The organism is Bifidobacterium margollesii (assembly GCF_002860355.1).
In the GTDB taxonomy this organism is placed as follows: Bacteria; Actinomycetota; Actinomycetes; order Actinomycetales; family Bifidobacteriaceae; genus Galliscardovia; species Galliscardovia margollesii.
Genome location: NZ_NMWU01000007.1, coordinates 45,562 through 63,171 on the forward strand (window position 1 = coordinate 45,562; position 17,610 = coordinate 63,171).

General features: G+C 63.6%; 12 protein-coding genes. 8 read left to right on the forward strand and 4 right to left on the reverse strand.

Annotated elements, in window-relative coordinates:
* Positions 1-39: 39 nt before the first annotated feature.
* Both Uis1B_RS02555 and Uis1B_RS02560 read right to left on the reverse strand, forming a co-directional pair.
* Entirely contained in the window at positions 40-2,691 is a 2,652-nt protein-coding gene (locus tag Uis1B_RS02555) for a bifunctional lysylphosphatidylglycerol flippase/synthetase MprF (RefSeq protein ID WP_243390226.1), read from the reverse strand.
* A gap of 1 nt (position 2,692) precedes the next feature.
* Positions 2,693-4,147 carry an alpha/beta hydrolase gene (locus tag Uis1B_RS02560; protein WP_101615274.1) on the reverse strand — a complete coding sequence of 485 codons (1,455 nt, stop codon included), beginning with the start codon at positions 4,145-4,147 and terminating at the stop codon, positions 2,693-2,695.
* A 254-nt stretch (positions 4,148-4,401) separates the two neighbouring features.
* Between Uis1B_RS02560 and Uis1B_RS02565 the strand changes: the two genes are divergently transcribed.
* Positions 4,402-5,190 (forward strand): thiamine diphosphokinase, encoded by a 789-nt coding sequence (locus Uis1B_RS02565; RefSeq protein WP_101615324.1) that lies wholly within the window; start codon positions 4,402-4,404, stop codon positions 5,188-5,190.
* A gap of 168 nt (positions 5,191-5,358) precedes the next feature.
* Complete coding sequence (gene gap / locus Uis1B_RS02570) at positions 5,359-6,414, forward strand: type I glyceraldehyde-3-phosphate dehydrogenase (RefSeq protein WP_101615277.1); 1,056 nt, start codon at positions 5,359-5,361, stop codon at positions 6,412-6,414.
* Positions 6,415-6,572: 158 nt separating this feature from the next.
* On the opposite strand, the gene Uis1B_RS02575 is transcribed toward gap, so the two are convergent.
* Entirely contained in the window at positions 6,573-7,910 is a 1,338-nt protein-coding gene (locus Uis1B_RS02575; RefSeq protein WP_101615279.1) for an NAD(P)/FAD-dependent oxidoreductase, read from the reverse strand.
* 189 nt (positions 7,911-8,099) lie between these two features.
* On the opposite strand from Uis1B_RS02575, the gene Uis1B_RS02580 reads away from it, so the two are divergent.
* Positions 8,100-10,169: an elongation factor G gene (locus Uis1B_RS02580; RefSeq protein ID WP_101615281.1), complete on the forward strand. Its 2,070-nt coding sequence runs from the start codon at positions 8,100-8,102 to the stop codon at positions 10,167-10,169.
* A 236-nt stretch (positions 10,170-10,405) separates the two neighbouring features.
* Positions 10,406-11,200, forward strand: a complete 795-nt coding sequence (gene proC / locus Uis1B_RS02585; protein WP_101615283.1) for a pyrroline-5-carboxylate reductase — start codon at positions 10,406-10,408, stop codon at positions 11,198-11,200.
* 18 nt (positions 11,201-11,218) lie between these two features.
* Here proC and Uis1B_RS02590 read toward each other — a convergent pair whose 3' ends face one another.
* A complete protein-coding gene (locus Uis1B_RS02590; RefSeq protein WP_101615326.1) occupies positions 11,219-11,866 on the reverse strand; it encodes an alpha/beta hydrolase in 648 nt (215 codons plus the stop codon).
* Positions 11,867-12,241: 375 nt separating this feature from the next.
* Between Uis1B_RS02590 and Uis1B_RS02595 the strand changes: the two genes are divergently transcribed.
* From Uis1B_RS02595 to Uis1B_RS02610, 4 genes are all read left to right on the forward strand, one after another.
* Positions 12,242-13,900 (forward strand): ABC transporter substrate-binding protein, encoded by a 1,659-nt coding sequence (locus tag Uis1B_RS02595; protein ID WP_101615285.1) that lies wholly within the window; start codon positions 12,242-12,244, stop codon positions 13,898-13,900.
* Positions 13,901-13,966: 66 nt separating this feature from the next.
* The gene (locus Uis1B_RS02600) at positions 13,967-14,932 is read left to right on the forward strand and encodes an ABC transporter permease (protein WP_101615328.1); all 966 of its coding nucleotides are present in this window, start codon (positions 13,967-13,969) and stop codon (positions 14,930-14,932) included.
* Complete coding sequence (locus tag Uis1B_RS02605; RefSeq protein WP_101615287.1) at positions 14,929-15,870, forward strand: ABC transporter permease; 942 nt, start codon at positions 14,929-14,931, stop codon at positions 15,868-15,870. The genes Uis1B_RS02600 and Uis1B_RS02605 overlap by 4 nt, the downstream gene beginning before the upstream one ends.
* Positions 15,867-17,543, forward strand: coding sequence for an ABC transporter ATP-binding protein (locus Uis1B_RS02610; protein ID WP_101615289.1), 1,677 nt, complete (start codon positions 15,867-15,869; stop codon positions 17,541-17,543). Before Uis1B_RS02605 ends, Uis1B_RS02610 begins: the two co-directional genes overlap by 4 nt.
* Positions 17,544-17,610: the final 67 nt, after the last annotated feature.

A 17,610-nucleotide genomic window follows, 5' to 3' on the forward strand; every position in this document is an offset into this window, starting at 1 on the left:
CTGACCCGTCGCATCATTGATGCATCACCGGCCGGCGCATCACTGGCCCAGCGCACGGACGAACCGTGCGACGTCGGCGGGCTTCATGTCCGGCAGATAGCTCTGCACCACGGCCAGCGCTATCTGCGGCAGCTTCGCGGCATCCGGATAGGCGATATACACGCCCTGCTCCTCGGGCTGGAACTTCCTCTTGAACCGGAACAGGGAATGGAACCCGTATACCGGTTCGATGATGTCGGCCACGGACATCAGCACATGCTGCAGGAACACGGTTCCCGAATCCGGCACGGCGGAGCGTCCGCCATCCGCATCGCCGTTTTCGCCGTCAACGCCGTCCATCACGCTGATGCCCGCCAGAGGAGCCGCGGAAAGACTCATGAACTCGGCGCCCTCGTCGCGCAGACGCTCCGCCATGCGGGCGATGAGAAACTCCATCACGCCGTTCGGGCTTTCCGGCCGGTGCCGCATGAAATCCAGCGTCCAGCCCACGATCACGCCACCGCGCCACGTCGGCAGCCAGCTGGTGACCGCCTGCACGATGCCGTCGCCGTCCAGCGCATACAGCAACCGCACCCGTGGATCGATCAGCTCGTCCACCCCGCCGAGCGTGAACTTCATCTCAGGCAGCGACTTCTCCTCGGCCCACTGCTCCGAGATGTCGATGATCTGCGACTGCACACCCAGCGGAGCCTCGTCGAACGAGCACATCACATCGACGATGCCCTCGCGTTTCGCCTTGTTGATCGCGGTGCGCACGTCCTGCCACTTCCTGCCGCGCGTCTGCCACTGCTCCGGACGGACCACCATCTCGGTGCCCACGTCAAGCGAGGTGAATCCCATGGCGGAGAGCTCGTCGCGCTGCGCCTCATGCACGCTGTAGAACACCGGGGTCCACGAGTGTTCGGCGCAGAACGCGGCGAAGTCCTTCAGATCCCGAGACCATTCCCCGCGGTCGCCGAACGGTCCGGTCACCGTCAATGCGATGCCATACACCACCCGATAGGCGATCACCGACCGTCCGGATTCGGAGAACCAGTACCGATTGCCGCTCCACGTCCCCATGAACGACATGGACTCGCCATCGACCTCGACCAGCTGCGAGGCCTGATGCCGCTCCCGTTCCCCCTGCATCGAGGAATCGAGGAAGCACCACAGCGTAACCATCAGCGCAACGATCCAGAACACCGGACCAATGCCCTGATACACCGCGGAGGTGAACGCCGAAGCGGGCAGAAACAGTGGTGCAAGACCATTGAGGAACCCGATCGGCACGAAGCGTTGCGGCAAATCGGCCAGCAGCATGGCCAGCGAGGGCGCGGTGCTGAATTCCGCCGGTCGGGCGAGTCCGGTACCGACGTAGACGATGCAGAGCATCACGAACACGGCGACGACGATCGAAAGCGCGACGACCAGCCGTTCCCAGCGGATGGCGAGCGGGAAGCTGCGCAGGGTCAGGGCCACGATCACGATGCAGGCCAAGGGCAGCGTGGCCGTGGAGAACGCCGTCCTGACCGCACCGTGCATGATCAGCGACCGGATGCCGTCCGGCGACTGCACGATGGGGAAGATGAAGCAATACAACAGCGCCATGACCACCGTGCAGGCGTTGAGCATGATGCTCAGCCATGCTGCGAGCCGGCGGCCACGATACAGGCCATACGCCACGACGAGCATCATCAGCAACGGCAGCACCGACACGATCACCCCTCCGGGCATGGAGACCCGCTGGACGCGGTATTGCAGGAAACAGTCGGCCGTGCCGGCGCCGGCAAGGCATTCATGCAGGCGCGTGTAGTCGAATCGGTTCGGCCCCATGAGCAGACCGAGCGTGGACAACGGGCCGCGATGCACCGGCGACATCAGCGCCGCCAGCGGGCCGAGCGCGCAGACCGCGGTCAGCACGCCGGTCATCTTGCGGGCCTCAATCCGGGTGATGCGCATCCGCGTCTGCGTGGCCTGCTCCTCGCCGGATGCCGAGGGGGACATCAGATAGCCGAGCAGATGGCCGAACGCCGCGGCGAACATGATGCAGTAGTCACCCGGCTCGCCCCGGTACAGCACCAGCGCGGCCGCAACGGCGTAGACGACGACGCGCACGCGACGACGCCACATCAGCGAACTGAACGCGCTCGCAGCCATGACCGGGCCCACCGCCAGCGTGAGCGGTCCGAGCACGTAGCCGAATCGCATCATGGAATGCCATATGGGCAGGTGACCGTTGACCATCACGCTCACGCCCATGCCTGCGGCCAGGCCGCCGATCGAGCAGATCAGCGAGATCCAGATCGTCTTCGCCGCGCCGAATCGGGATTCCGCCACGGATCCCGCGGCCATCAGGGCCGGCACGTCGAGCAGGAGACGCAGCGGATGGCCCACCAGCATCAGTGCAAGCGGCACGGCATAGAACATGCCGTGCGCCAGACGGCGGTAGCTGATGCGGCCGAACAACGGCGGATACGCCGAACCCGTCGCCATGCACCACAGCGCGAATCCGATGTTGATCGCCAACGTCATGGCGGCGAAGATCACGGTCAGCGGATGGCGGCGCATCCAATCGACGGCATCCTGCGCCAACGGGCCGAGTTCGATCCGGCGGGTCGGAGGCTTGACGTCTCCCCGCCGCGCATTGGTGATGTTCGTCGTCTGCGTCTTCTGCGTTGTCGTCTGCTCCGTCATGTCATCCGTCGTCATGTCATCTGCTCCTTGCTTCGTCGTCTTCCGTGGCGATGTCCATCACCAGTACCTGGGCGGAACCGCGTATCATCCCGTGGACATCGTCGGACAATCCCATCCGCACTCCGATGGCATCAAGGCTCGTCTTCAACGCCTGCTGCACGGCATGCCAGTCATGCCCCGCGTTCACGACAGTCAGACCGGTGGCGTCCATGCCGATGGACCGCGCGACCGGGACGATGCGCTCGATGTTGTCGGTCGATTTGTCGTCCAGCTGCCCGGCCGCCATCACCAGCATCTGATCGGAATGCCTCCGCGACCGCATGATGTCGATCGGTACATGGCGCCGGTAGCGTTCCTCGCTGCCGCCGAAGAATTCACGGACCATCGTTTGCTCGTCGCCGTCATGGGGGCCGAGCTCCGCGCCGACCGTGAACATCGCGCCGTAGAGGTCCGGGTGACTCGGGCCGAGCTGTATCGCGCAGGTGCCGCCCTGCGAGAACCCTCCGATCGCCCACTGCCTCGGATCGTGCGAGACCGGCAGGTTCGCGGTGATCCAGTCCGTCACGTCCCGGGTCAGATAGGTTTCGGCGTTGCCGTACTTCGGCGAATCCACACACAGCGTGTTGTGAAACGCATTGCCGAGCTGATCGGCCGAGACCACGACGGGCGCCAGACCATGATGCCGGGAGGCGTACTCGTCGAAGATTGCCGTGAGATCGCCCGCCAGGAACGCACGATCCGGGCTTCCTGGCTGACCGGAAAGCATGATGAACACCGGAAGCCTCGGCGGCGTCTTCGACAGGGCGGCAGGTGGCAGATACGCCACCGCCTCACGGGCCCTGAATCCCGATTCTGTGGCCGGGATGATCACCGAGCCGGTCCTGCCGTGTGCTGGCATGTCGGGCGCGTTCCCCGATTCGGCCAGCGTGCGCCACCGGCCGACCGGCATTCTCGCGTCGTGCAGGTCGGCGTAATCGAGCCGCGCGAACGACGACACACCCAACACGCTGCCGAGCGTGGGGTATTCGCCGTAGACGGCGTTGATGTTCACCGCGCAGGACAGCACGCTCACCGGAATCATCACGGCGGCCGCCACGCGGGTCGGACCACGGCCGGTCGCCGTCTGCGCGACCATCATGCCGAACAGCGCGACTCCGATCGCCGCGGCCCACACCACCTTGATGCCCAGCATCACGCCGAACACCAGGAAATGATCGAGCAGCCACGTCACCGAAAAGCCGATGGCGAATCCCAGAACCGCCCCCGCGGCGAGGGGTGCGGCGCGATGACATCGGCGGACGATGCCGGTCGATATGCCGGCCGGTTCATGGGTCGACGCGCGGTTCGACGGGAGCAGTGATCGTGCGAACAATATCGTCGCTGTGGTGATCACGACGGCGAACAGCATCGTCGGGATCCACCCGGAATCGATGTTCAGCCCCAGCAGACCGCGTATCCAAGGCGCACGCATGCATTCAACCCTTCCATTGGTGATTGTCGAAGACCGGACGCGATACGGAGCCGATCAATACACGGAATGCGATCAACGGCCCGGCGTCCGCGACTCAATCAGGGTAGTTTCGGGAAATCCGTCTTTATATCGTTCTAAAGAATGAATCGTCGCGGTTGCGACATGCTTTCATCCGCTTCGAGGGCAAAACCGATCGGTTCGGGGATATGCGATCCCGACCGCAGCCTCATGACGCTACGATGTGGAGCATGGATATGAACGAGGAACGGGAAGACGGCGTCTGCGTGATCTTCGGCGCCGGCGGATACTACGACGAACATCCGGAGATTCCGGACGGGACGTTCGTGATCGCGGCAGACGGAGGTCTTGACCACGTAGGGGAGCTGGGCGTCGAAGCCGACGTGGTGGTCGGGGACTTCGATTCCCTGGGGCGAGACTTCGATTCCTATGCGCAGCTGCACGGCATCACCCGTCTGCCCAGCGAGAAGGACGACACCGACATGTTCGCCGCGGTCAAGCTCGGATGGGCGCACGGGGCGCGCGTATTCCACATCTACGGCGGACTGGGCGGACGGGTGGACCATACGCTGGCCAACATCCAGACGCTGGCGCGCATCGCCGAACATGGGGGAGTGGGGTTCCTGCACGGCGACGGTCAGATCATCACCGTGATCCGCGACGGCACGCTTGCATTCGAGGCATGGGATGCGGCGGACAGGCCTCTGATCTCGGTGTTCGCCTACGGCGGTACGGCCCGGCATGTCACGATCAACGGGTTGAAATACGAGGTGTCCGACGTGACGCTGCGCGACACGAGGCCGATCGGCACGAGCAACGAGTTCCTTCCGGGCGTGCACGGCTGGATAGGGGTGGGCGACGGCGCGCTCGTCGTCGTGTTCCCGGCCGACGCACCGAAACCCGTATGGCATACCGAACGAGGGCGTGAGGGGAACGACGCCCTCGGCGTCATCGATACGCACGTCTCCCGGCTGCTTTCCCGTCGTGCGTTGAGATCGTCTGAACGACGGACGAACGACTGCTGAACCATTCTCGCGTTCAGCGGAAGTTCAGCATGTTGCGAGGCGAAAACCTACAAAAAGTACAGGTGACACAGTAGGATGAGACGCGTTGGCAATAGCTGGCAGAATCGTGTGAACGCTCTCTCGATGGTGTCGCACGACTGATGCCACGTCCACTCAGGAGATAAATAAATGACAGTAAAGATTGGTATCAACGGCTTTGGCCGCATTGGTCGTCTCGCCTTCCGTCGCATCTTCGAGCTGCAGGCTCGCGGCGGTCAGGCCGGCGATATCGAAGTCGCCGCCATCAACGATCTGACCACTCCTTCCATGCTGGCCTACCTGCTGAAGTACGACAGCACCCACGGCACCTTCCGTCACGACGACGGCACTCCGGTCGAGGTCTCCTCCACCGACACCGCCATCGTTGTGGATGGCAAGGAATACACCGTGTACGCCGAGAAGGATGCTAACAACATCCCGTGGGTCAAGAACGACGGTGTCGAGTACGTGCTCGAGTGCACCGGCTTCTACACCTCCGCCGAGAAGTCCCAGGCCCACATCAACGCCGGCGCCAAGAAGGTCCTCATCTCCGCCCCGGCCAAGGACGACACCACTCCGACCGTCGTGTTCGGCGTGAACCACGAGATCCTCAAGCCCACCGACGTGATCGTGTCCGCCGGCTCCTGCACCACCAACTCCATGGCCGCCATGGTCAAGCTGCTGCAGGACAAGTGGGGCATCAAGGCTGGCTTCATGACCACCATCCACGCCTACACCGGCACCCAGATGATCCTCGACGGCCCCCGTGGCTCCAAGCCGCGCAACAACCGCGCCGCCGCCATCAACACCATCGAGCACTCCACCGGTGCCGCCAAGGCCATCGGCAAGGTCGTGCCGGAGGTCAACGGCAAGCTGCAGGGCCACGCCCAGCGCATCCAGGTTCCGGACGGATCCGTCACCGAGCTGACCTCCGTGCTGGACAAGCCGGCCACCGCCGATGAGATCAACGCCGCCTTCAAGGAGGCCTTCTCCAACACCGATTACTTCGGCTACAACGGCGACGGCATCGTCTCCTCCGACATCATCGGCGACACCCACGGTGGCGTCTTCGATCCGACCCAGACCGACGTCAACTCCGTTGACGGCGTGACCCTGGCTCGCACCGTCACCTTCTACGACAACGAGTACGGCTTCACCTCCAACATGATCCGCACCCTGCTGTACTTCGCCGAGATCTCCGAGTGAGCCTTACGGCATGAAGCCGAGATAGTCCGGTAGTCCACCGCGTCGCATCGGCATCATACGAAAGGGGTTCCGCTTCCATTACTGGAGCGGAACCCCTTTTTGCGTTGAAGATGGCCGGCGGAGCTGCTCTCACAGCCCGGGCCGACCGGTGTGCCTCGCTACGCCTCGGCGGCGGCCTTCATCGCCACGGCACCGACGTAATACACCGGCTTGTCGAAATTGGGCTGGAACAGGAAGTCCACATTCGCCAGATCATCCACGGTGAAATGGGACTGGATCGCCATCGACACCACGTTGGCGGCGCCGGAGATGTCGGCCCTGGCCATGAACTGGCCTCCCTTCACCTCTCGAGTGGCGGGATCCCACGTCAGCAGACTGGTCACCGGCGTGGTGGACAGCATGAAATCAGGGCGGTAGTCGTCCACCAGCTCGGTCATCCGCAGATCGAGCCCGCGACGCTCGGCGCCTCCCATCGTCAGACCCGAAGCGGCCAGCGACAGGTCGTACAGCTGCACGGCCGAAGTGGCCTGCGTACCCATGTAGGCGCGGGTCGGCGTCTCGATGTTGCGGCCGACCAGCAGTCCCTGACGGACCGCATTGGTGGCCAGCGGAATATAGTCATGTTTGCCGGTCGGATTGTAGAACACCGTGGCCGAATCGCCGGCGGCGTAGACGTCGGGCAGCGACGCCCGCATATACTCGTCCACCACGATCGCCCCGTTGGGCAGCATCTCCACCTGCCCCCTGAGCAGATCGGTGGCGGGGAGGAATCCGACCGCCAGTACGGCGAAATCGGCGGTGTACTCGCCCTTCTCCGTAACCACGGTGACCCCGTCGCCGGTGTCGACGAATTTCGTCACCTTCTGTCCCAACGCCAGTTCGACGTCATGCTCGGCGAACGCCTTCTCCACTTCGGTGGTGATCGGCTCGTCGAAATTGTTGGCCAGCACGCGATCCATCGCATCGACCAGCGTGGTCTTCACGCCGACGATGCTGAACTGTTCGGCCAGCTCCGCACCGATGTATCCGGAACCCACCACCACGGCGGATTTCGCGTTCCTCGCCCGCTCCTTGATGGCCAGGGCGTGATCCCAGTTCTTGCACAGCAGCACATGATCGGAATCAATGCCTTCGATCGGCGGGATCACCGGCTTCGATCCGGTGGTCACCACCAGCTTGTCGAAGGCGTACTCCCGCTCCTCGCCGGTTTCGAGATCCCGTGCCACCAGCGTCTTGCCGGTGGCGTCCACCGACAGCACGTCGGTGCGCATATGCATGATCGCGCCCGCTTCGGCCAATGCCTGCGGAGACGAGTAGAACATCTTCTTCGGGTCGGAGACGTGGTCGCCCACCCACAGCGCGATACCGCAGGAGAGGAACGACAGCGTTCCGTTGCGTTCGAAGACGTGCACCTGCCAATCAGGGTGCTCCTGCAGAATGGACTGGGTGGCGAACGTACCGGCGTGCGTGCAGCCGATGACGGCGACTGTGGTCATGAAAGGCTCCTTTGTCTGACGTGAACGATGTCACTGCACATCCTATCAATCGTTCGACGCCATGCCGGGTGATTCCCCGCGGATGTTATCGAGTCGATGCCGGAGCCCGGCGAATGTCTATGATGATGAGCGGACATGCGCGCAGTGCAGCAGATGACGACGCGACAATCGATCGATCGGAGGAAGTCAATGGCCGGAGCCGTTCACCGGACCGAGGGAAACACGAAACGGATCGTGGCGGGCATTCTGGCCCATGTGGACGCAGGAAAGACCACGCTTTCCGAGGCGATGCTCTACCGGTCCGGAGAGCTCCGACGGCTTGGACGGGTGGACCACGGCGACGCCTTCCTCGACACCGACGCGATGGAGAAGCGCCGTGGCATCACGATCTTCGCGCATCAGGCTTCGATGGAGCACGGGGATCTGCGGCTCACCCTGCTCGACACGCCGGGGCATGTCGATTTCGCGGCCGAAACCGAACGAACCCTGCAGGTGCTGGACTATGCGATTCTGGTCGTCTCCGGCTCCGACGGCGTGCAGGGGCATACCGAGACGCTGTGGCGGTTGCTGGACCGATATCGTGTACCGACGGTGATCTTCGTCAACAAGATGGATGCGCCCGGAGTCGATCGGGATGCCCTGCTCGACCGCATGCGCAGACGATTCTCTGACGGATGCGCGGACTTCACGGGACTGACGTCGCAATCCGCCGTATCCGCTGGCGGACGCGCCGATGAGCCTGCGGTGCCGGAAGCGGTGTGGGAGACCATGGCCATGCAGGACGAACGGGCGATGGACGAATTCCTGGACGACGGACGACTGACCGACGATCGGCTCCGCCAGCTGATCGCCGACCGCAAGGTCTTCCCCTGCTTCTTCGGCTCGGCGCTCAGACTCGACGGCGTCGACGCGCTGCTCGACGGGCTCGAACGGTTCACCCGCGAACCGGATCGCCCCGATGGATTCGGAGCGCGGATCTACAAGATCTCCCACGACGAGAAGCACAACCGGCTCACTTGGATGAAGATCACCGGTGGCGCTCTGAAGGCGAAGTCCCTGATCGGCGATCCGGGGGAGAAGGCCGATCAGGTGCGCGTGTACAACGGAGCGAAATACGCCACCGTCGACGAGGTTCCCGCCGGCACGGTATGCGCGGTGACCGGTCCGGCCGACACCTTCCCCGGCGAGGGGCTGGGCTTCGAACGGGATGCGGCGAGCCCGACGCTGCAGCCGGTGCTCACCTACACGCTGCTGCCCGGCGACAACGACATCCACCGTTGCCTCGACGCGCTGCGCGAACTGGAGGATGAGGATCCGCTGCTGCGGGTCTCATGGCAGAAGCGGCTGGAGGAGATTCATCTGCAGCTCATGGGATCGGTGCAGTTGGAGATCATCCAGCAGATGCTCCACGATCGGTTCGGCCTCGACGTGACGTTCGGACCGGGGTCGATCCTGTACAAGGAGACCATTACCGAGCCGATCGAAGGCGTCGGACATTTCGAACCGCTGCGCCATTATGCGGAAGTGCATCTGCGGCTGGAACCCACCGGGCCGAACACGGGATTGAGCTTCGGCACGTCATGCAGCCTCGACGTGCTCGATCGCAACTGGCAACGGCTGATCATGACCCATATGAGGGAGAAGGAGCATCTCGGCGTGCTGACCGGATCACCCATCACCGACATGCGCATCACCCTGCTGACCGGTCGGGCGCACCTCAAACACACCGAAGGCGGCGACTTCCGGCAGGCCACCTATCGGGCCATACGACAGGGACTGATGATGGCGGGCATCGGCATCGCCGGACATCCACAGGGCGACGTGCCCGCCGAGCCGGAACCGGACGCGGTCCGGCGGGGCAACTGCCGTCTGCTGGAGCCTTGGTACCGGTTCCGTCTGGAAGTGCCCGACGCCTTGGTCGGCCGGGCGATGAGCGACATCCAGCGAATGAGCGGGGAGTTCGATCCACCCGCCGTGGATAATGGATACGCGATGATCGAAGGCCGTGCGCCGGTGAGCGAGATGCGCGACTACGCGATGACGGTGAACGCCTATACGCATGGCACCGGTCGGCTCGCCTGCACCTTCGCCGGATACGAGCCGTGTCACGACGCCGACGCGGTGATCGAACGAATCGGATACGACGCTGCGGACGATGCGGAGAACACCCCCGATTCGGTGTTCTGCTCCCACGGAGCCGGGTATACGGTCAAGTGGAACGAAGTGCCGTCGCACATGCATCTCGACTATACCGACTGACGGTCCGACGGTCTGAGTCTGACCAGGAGGCTTCCGATTGTCGCGCGGCAACGAGACCGCAATGCAATCGACGTTTCACACGCCGGTTATATTCCGAAACTAGACTGCGTTCCAGCCGCGGAAGGTCGGGGCGATCCGCCGGAAATCGGTGAGACACGACAATACCGGTGCCGCGGTGCATATACGGGGACCGCGGTACAGGCGGATGCCGAAGAACTTTCGGGAAAGGAAGAGCAATGGCAGCAACACGCATCGGCGTAATCGGATTCGGCAACATGGGAGGGGCGATCGTCTCCGGGGCCATCGAGCACAACGTGGTGTCGCCCGCCGACGTGACCATCTACGATCCGAACGCACCCGCCATCGAACGGGTGAAGGCGTTGGGCGCCAACCCGGCCTCCAATGAACGCGAGGTGGTCGAAGCCAGCGATGTGGTGCTGCTGGCCGTCAAGCCCCAGATGTTCGCCGCCGCGGCCGCGAATTGCGGATCGTTCGACGGCAAGGCGATCCTCTCGATCATGGCCGGCGTCACCGCCGAACGCATCCGCGCCACCGTGGAGGGCACACCCCGCGTGATGCGGCTCATGCCGAACACGCCGGCATTGGTGGGCGCCGGCGCCTTCGCACTGGACGCCGACAGCGACTTCACCGACGAGGAGAAGACCTTCGCCCGGGAACTGTTCGAAGCCCTCGGCATCGTGGAGTTCGTGCCCGAGCATCTTCTCGACGCGGTGACCGGCCTTTCCGGCTCCGCGCCGGCGTTCGTGGCCGTGTTCATCGAAGCGCTCGCCGACGGCGGGCTGCTCGAAGGACTGCCGCGCGCCACCGCCTACCGTCTGGCGGCGCAGACCTGCCTGGGCGAGGCCAAGCTGATCCTCGACAAGGGCATGACCCCGGCGGCGGCCAAGGATATGGTCACCTCGCCCGCCGGCACCACGATCGCCGGATATTCGGTGCTTGAGGAGGCCGGCTTCCGCGGTACGGTGATGAAGGCCGTCTCCGCGGCGGCGAAGCGTTCCCGCGAGCTGTGACCGTTTCGGACGATTCCCCTAGAAGAACTGGGGGCGTACCGCGCCTATGCCCTGCAGGAACGCGGCCACATCGCGCATCTCCGGCATGTTGATGCTGTGCGCCATGCCGGGATAGGTCTTCTCCGTCAGCGTGCCGTGCGTACGCCAGAATTCGGCCATCGCCGCGGTTTCGAAGGCGGGGAAGATCGTATCGGCCTCGCCATGCCCGTAGAAGATCGGCGGTCTGAGGCCAAGCAGCTCCTCATCCCCCTCGACCGGTCCGGGGGCCAGCCAGCCGGAGAAGGCCACAGCCGCCCGGTAGCGTTTCGGATTCACGCGGAGCATATGACCGGCGAGGAGCCCTCCCTGCGAGAATCCCATCACCACGATCTGCCGGTCGGCGGCGATGTTGTCACGCACCCAGCGTTCCACCGCCCGTGCGGCGGCCAGCGCCTGCCGGTCCAGTGAAAGGCCTTCCGGCACGCCTTCATGACTCCAGTCCCTGAACCAGGTGTATCCCATGCCGTAGGGAATCGGGGCACGCAGCGAAGCGTAGTCCGCGCCGGGTGCGCACAGCCTCATCAGATCAGGCAGATCGTATTCGTTGGATCCCCAGCCGTGCAGCAGCAGGAACACGGGCGTCTTCGCATCGCTGTGAATCGACGTCAGCGCCTTGCTGATCCTCAGCTCGCCATCGTTCGTGGTCTCACTCATCTTCCGTTCCTTTCACGTTCTTTTCACGCACGTCATCCGCGATGATGCGGATGGTTCCGTTGCCTCCTTTCGTATCGTATCCGTCTTCGGCCTAGCGGTGGGCATCGTCATGCCGATAACGGTTAATAGATTTCGACGATAGGGTTTCGGTGAAGTTATGGATGGCTATCAGTTCCAATCGTTGCAACGATCGCATCGTCCGAGACGTCGGAGCTTATAGCCCGTTCGAAATGATGGTGATAGTACACGCCTTACGACCCTTCGGTATTTGCCGTACATTGATGGCCATCAGCGGTAAGGGGCCGCTTGAACAACAAGCCGGGAACGGCGGAATCTAGGGGGAAGCTCATGGGGAATCGTAGGTCATGGATACGGAAGGGGCTGGCGGTCGCCGCGTTCGGGGCGATCCTGATGACGTCGGCGTGCGGTCAGTCGCAGGGCTCATCCGCGCAGGCGGCCACCGGCGGTCCGCAGTCCGGCGGCACGCTGCGCATCGCGCAGACGCCTGACACGCTCAACTGCGTCGACCCGTTCCAGACCGCATGGACCGGCACCCGCACCGTGGTCCGTCAGTTCGCGCAGTCGCTGGTGGATCAGGATCCCGACACCGGCAATATCAAGCCGTGGCTGGCCACCGACTGGAAGGTGAGCGCCGACGGCAAGCAGTACTCCTTCAACCTCAAGCAGGGCGTGACCTTCTCCAACGGCGAGGCGTTCAACGCCGACGCCGTGGTGAAGACCTTCAACGAGGATCTGCAGACCCTGAAGGAGAAGCCGGGCACCGTGGGCGGGTTCTACGTGCAGAACCTCAGGTCCGTCGAGAAGACCGGCGAGTATTCGGTGGTGTTCAACTTCGACAAGCCCAACGGATCGTTCCTCCGTGATCTCGCCACCACCACGCTGGCGATCATCGCGCCGGCGTCGACCGAAAAGACGCCGGAGGAGCGCTGCCTCGCCAAGGATCTGTACGGCACCGGCGCGTTCGTGATCGACAAGTACGATGTGAACACCACCACCGAACTCTCCAAGCGCAAGGGATTCACCACGCCGTCGCCGTTCAGCAAGCATCAGGGCGATGCCTATCTCGACAAGATCGTGGTCTCCTACGTGCCCGAGGATTCGGTTCGCGTCGGCAATTTCGTCGGCGGACAGACCGATGTGATCTGGTCGGACTCCGATTCGCAGATCGTGGAGAACGACGAACAGCAGATCAAACAGGTGGGTGGCAGTCTCCAGACCCGTGGCCTGCCGGGGTCGGTGTTCAACCTGTTCCCGAACGTACGGCACGGCAGCCCGTTGGCCGACCTCGACGTGCGCAAGGCCGTATCGTTGGGTCTTGACCGCAAGGCCTACGCCTCCACGGTGATCCGTCCCGACTATCAGACGCCGAAGGGCGTGCTGGGATCCACCACGCCGGCGTTCCAGAGCCTGCCGGACAACGTGAAGTACGATCCCGACGAAGCCAAGGCGACGCTCGACAAGGCGGGATGGAAGCAGGAATCCGACGGCTACCGCTACAAGAACGGCAGGAAACTGACCCTGCACTACCTCACCACGCAGAAGGACAGCGGCTACGAGCTGATCCAGGACGAACTGAAGGCCATCGGCGTGGACTTCCAGATCGACGTGGTGACCAACGGCGAATCGACATCCCGGCAGGAATCCGGCGACTACGACTTTACCTCGCTCACCTACACGCGCGCCGATCCCAGCGCCGCGAACGTGCTGCTCGACGTGCGCTATGCCACCTTCAAATCGGTGACCGGCAGCGTCTACAACGACCAGCAGCGCAAGGTGCTGGAGGACTACTTCGACAAGGGCGTGGCCGAAACCGATCAGACGAAGCGTACCAGGATCTATCAGGACGTTCAGAGGTACATCGGCGAACAGTATCTGCTGATCCCCGTGTTCCAGAGGGTGCAGGACACCGCGCTGTCCTCCAAGGTGCATGACGTGCGATTCACCGCCGAGTCCTTCGGCGACTTCTCCGGCACCTGGCTCGGCTGATCCGAACGGGCAACTGATCCGAATGAGCATCGCAACGGCGTTTCAGGAAAGGACAAGGTGATGGTGATGCCGAAACGGTTGACATACGTACTCTCTCGCATCGTGCAGGCGGTGCTGGTGATGTGGGCGGCATACACGGTGGCCTTCGTCATTCTTAATCTGCTGCCCGCCGACCCGCTGGCGCTTGCCCTGCAGGCCAAAGGCACCGACATCAAATCCCTGGACGCCGCCCAGGTGGCCACGCTCAGAGCGCAGTTCGGATTCGATCAGGGGCCGGTGACCCGATACTTCACCATGCTGGCCTCCGCGCTGCACGGCGACTTCGGCACCTCATACTCCTACGGGGTGCCGGTGGCCGATCTGATCCGCATCCGCATCGGCAGCACACTGCTCATCAGCGTGCTGGCCATCGTACTGGCCCTGATCATCGCCTTCGTGCTGGCATTCCTCGCCTCCTACGTGAACAACCGATACGTGAGGGGATTCCTGCGACTGCTGCCCACGCTGGGCGAATCGGTGCCGTCGTTCTGGGTGGGCCTGCTGCTCATGCAGGTGTTCTCCTTCGGCTTGGGATGGCTGCCGTCGATGGGCATGGACGGTTGGAAGACGCTGATCCTCCCCACCATCACCATGTCCATCCCCACGGGCGCACTGCTCGGACAGCTGCTGATGAGCGGGTTCGACGAAGTGCTGGCCGAACCCTATATCACCGCATCGGTGGCCCACGGCATCGACCGTCGGCAGGTGCTGATCCGCCACGGAGTGAAGAACGCATCCCTGCCGGTGCTCACCGTACTGGGACTGGCCATCGGCGACACGGTGACCGGTGCGATCGTCGCCGAAACGATCTTCTCCAGACAAGGCGTGGGCATGCTCGTGCAGCAGGCGGTCAAGCAGCAGGACATCCCCGTCGTCCAAGGCGTGGTGCTACTCGCCGCAGCGGCCTTCGTCATCGTCAATCTCGTGGTGGATCTCATTTATCCGCTGCTCGATCCGCGCATCATCCAAACGTCAAAGGGAGTGGTCTCATGACCGACAACATTCAAACGGTGCCCGTGGCCCTGCCATTGCATGCGTCCAGAGAATCCGTAATACGGGAATCCGCGGTGCAGGCCGAGCGCAGAACGGTCGGCGTCGCAATCTCGGCGGCGGCTCGCAAGGCTTCGCAATGGATCAGAGACCATGTACTGGCGACCATCTGCCTGGCCTATCTGTCGGTGATCCTCCTTGCCGCGCTGGCCCCCCAGCTCATCGCCCGATACGACCCCTATGCCACGTCCCCGCAGAGCAAGCTGCTGGCACCATCGGCGCAGCACTGGTTCGGCACCGATCAGCTGGGACGCGATCTGTTCGCCCGCGTGACGTTCGGCGCCCGCACCACGATTCTCGCCAGTCTCCTGGCGCTCGCCATCGCCGCGATCAGCGGTCTGATCATCGGCATCATCTCCGGCTACCGTGGCGGCCTGACCGACGTGCTGACCATGAGGGGCATCGACGTGCTGCTGGCCATCCCCGGTCTGCTGCTGGCCATCACCATCGTCACCGCCATCGGATTCGGTACGATTCCGGTCGCCATCGCCATCGGCATCGGCATCATGCCGTCCTTCGCGAGAACCACGAGGGCGCAGGTGCTTCGCGTGCGTGAACGCTCCTACGTGGAGGCGGCCCGCGTCTGCGGAGCATCCAACGCCCGCATCATCCTCACCCATATCCTGCCGAATTCCTTCGGACCGGTCGCCGTGCTGACACTGCTGGATTTCGGCGTTGTGATCATGTCGGTGGCGACGTTGAGCTTCCTCGGCTTCGGCGCCGCACCGCCGGCCGCCGAATGGGGTTCGCTGATCAACGACGGTCGAAGCTATCTGATCACCAGCCCGTGGGTGCCGCTGCTGCCCGGTCTGGTCGTCGTGGCCACGGTGCTCGCGGTCACCATCGTCGCCAATACGCTTAAGGAAGGACTGGAACGATGAGCGATGCGATCGAAGTGGACGATCTCACGGTCGTCTATCGTTCACGCCGCGGCGTGGTCCAGGCGGTGAACTCGGTGAGTTTCGCAGTGCCGGCCGGTGAGACCGTGTCCATCGTGGGGGAGTCCGGATCGGGGAAATCCACGATCGCGCAGACCCTGCTCGGCATTCTGCCCGCCGACGCCCACGTCACCGGAACCGTCAAGGTGCTGGGCCATGACGTGGTGGAGGCCGACGAGAAGGAACGCGTCGCCATTCGCGGCAGGATCGTCGGATTCGTGCCGCAGGATCCCCAGACCAGTCTCGACCCGACCATGCGCATCGGCAACCAGTTGTCCGAAATCGTCGCCCGCCATACCGATGTGCCCCGTGAGCAACGCTCGCAGCATGTGCTGGAACTGCTGGAGGAAGTGGGATTCGACGATCCGTTGCTGCGAGCCTCGCAGTACCCTCATGAGCTATCCGGCGGACTCAAGCAGCGTGTGCTCATCGCAGCGGCATTGGCCAGCGATCCGCAGATCATCGTGGCCGACGAGCCCACCAGTGCGCTTGACGTGACGGTGCAGAAGACCGTGCTTGACCTGCTGACCCGTCTGGTCGAGCAGCGGCACATCACGCTGGTGATGATCACGCATGATCTGGCCGTGGCCTCGGACCGCACCTCCCATGTGATCGTGATGAGGCGGGGCGGGATCGTGGAGCAGGGCGAAACCCGTTCGGTGCTTCGCCATCCGACGCAGGCGTATACGCGACGTCTGCTGGAGTCCGCTCCCGCTTTCGCCGTGGCCCATCGGGAACAGTCGCACCGCGATCAGCGCGCCGATTCGGCGGATTCGTTCGGAGCCGATGACGCTGATCGGAACGATGACGGCAAGGCAGTGGCATGGAAGTCGGTGACCAAGCGATTCGCCATTGGCGCTCGCCGATCGGGCGGTGAATTCACGGCGCTCGACCATGTGTCGATTGCGGCTGATCGTGGCAGGACCCTGGCCATCGTCGGTGAATCCGGCTCCGGTAAATCCACACTGCTGCGCATCGCGCTCGGCTTGGAAACACCCACCGAGGGAACCGTGACGGTGGAGGGGCGCGATCTTTCCCGTCTGCGCGGCTCATCGCTGCGTGGTCTGCGACGCAGCGTGCAGCTTGTCCAGCAGAATCCGCTCGATTCCATCGATCCTCATTTCACTGTGGAACGGGCCATCGCCGAACCGCTGTCCGTGTTCCGCATCGGGGATCGTGCGGCCCGAAGGCGTCGTGTGCTTGAACTGCTCGACAAGGTGGCGCTGCCGGCTTCGATTGCCGGACGCCGTGCCAGCGAGCTTTCCGGAGGACAGTGCCAGCGTGTGGCCATCGCCCGCGCGCTGTCCATCGATCCGAAGGTGCTGCTGCTTGACGAGCCGGTTTCCGCGCTCGACGTGTCGGTGCAGGCTCAGATCCTCGATCTGCTTGCCGATCTGCAGCGTGAACTCCACCTCACCTACGTGTTCGTGTCGCATGATTTGGCGGTGGTGGCGCAGATCGCTCATCGCATCGCCGTTCTGGAACGGGGGCATCTCGTCGAATACGGCACTGCCGAACAGGTGCTGGAGCGTCCGACCCATCCGTATACGCGAAGGCTGATCGAGGCCATTCCCGGCCGTGCGGCCGTAACGGAGGAAGTGCCGGCCGTTTTGTGACCGGTCACCGGCACAATCGCCGATCCGTATCCATGCCTAACCATCACTATCCATACCTAACTATCAC

What these genes read in the sequence shown, in the direction of transcription:
- Uis1B_RS02605 (WP_101615287.1), top strand. Translation starts at nt 14,929, where the DNA reads ATGACCGACAACATTCAAACGGTGCCCGTGGCCCTGCCATTGCATGCG.
- proC (WP_101615283.1), top strand. Translation starts at nt 10,406, where the DNA reads ATGGCAGCAACACGCATCGGCGTAATCGGATTCGGCAACATGGGAGGG.
- Uis1B_RS02580 (WP_101615281.1), top strand. Translation starts at nt 8,100, where the DNA reads ATGGCCGGAGCCGTTCACCGGACCGAGGGAAACACGAAACGGATCGTG.
- Uis1B_RS02575 (WP_101615279.1), bottom strand. Translation starts at nt 7,910, where the DNA reads ATGACCACAGTCGCCGTCATCGGCTGCACGCACGCCGGTACGTTCGCC.
- Uis1B_RS02560 (WP_101615274.1), bottom strand. Translation starts at nt 4,147, where the DNA reads ATGCGTGCGCCTTGGATACGCGGTCTGCTGGGGCTGAACATCGATTCC.
- Uis1B_RS02600 (WP_101615328.1), top strand. Translation starts at nt 13,967, where the DNA reads ATGCCGAAACGGTTGACATACGTACTCTCTCGCATCGTGCAGGCGGTG.
- Uis1B_RS02610 (WP_101615289.1), top strand. Translation starts at nt 15,867, where the DNA reads ATGAGCGATGCGATCGAAGTGGACGATCTCACGGTCGTCTATCGTTCA.
- gap (WP_101615277.1), top strand. Translation starts at nt 5,359, where the DNA reads ATGACAGTAAAGATTGGTATCAACGGCTTTGGCCGCATTGGTCGTCTC.
- Uis1B_RS02565 (WP_101615324.1), top strand. Translation starts at nt 4,402, where the DNA reads ATGAACGAGGAACGGGAAGACGGCGTCTGCGTGATCTTCGGCGCCGGC.
- Uis1B_RS02595 (WP_101615285.1), top strand. Translation starts at nt 12,242, where the DNA reads ATGGGGAATCGTAGGTCATGGATACGGAAGGGGCTGGCGGTCGCCGCG.
- Uis1B_RS02555 (WP_243390226.1), bottom strand. Translation starts at nt 2,691, where the DNA reads ATGACGACGGATGACATGACGGAGCAGACGACAACGCAGAAGACGCAG.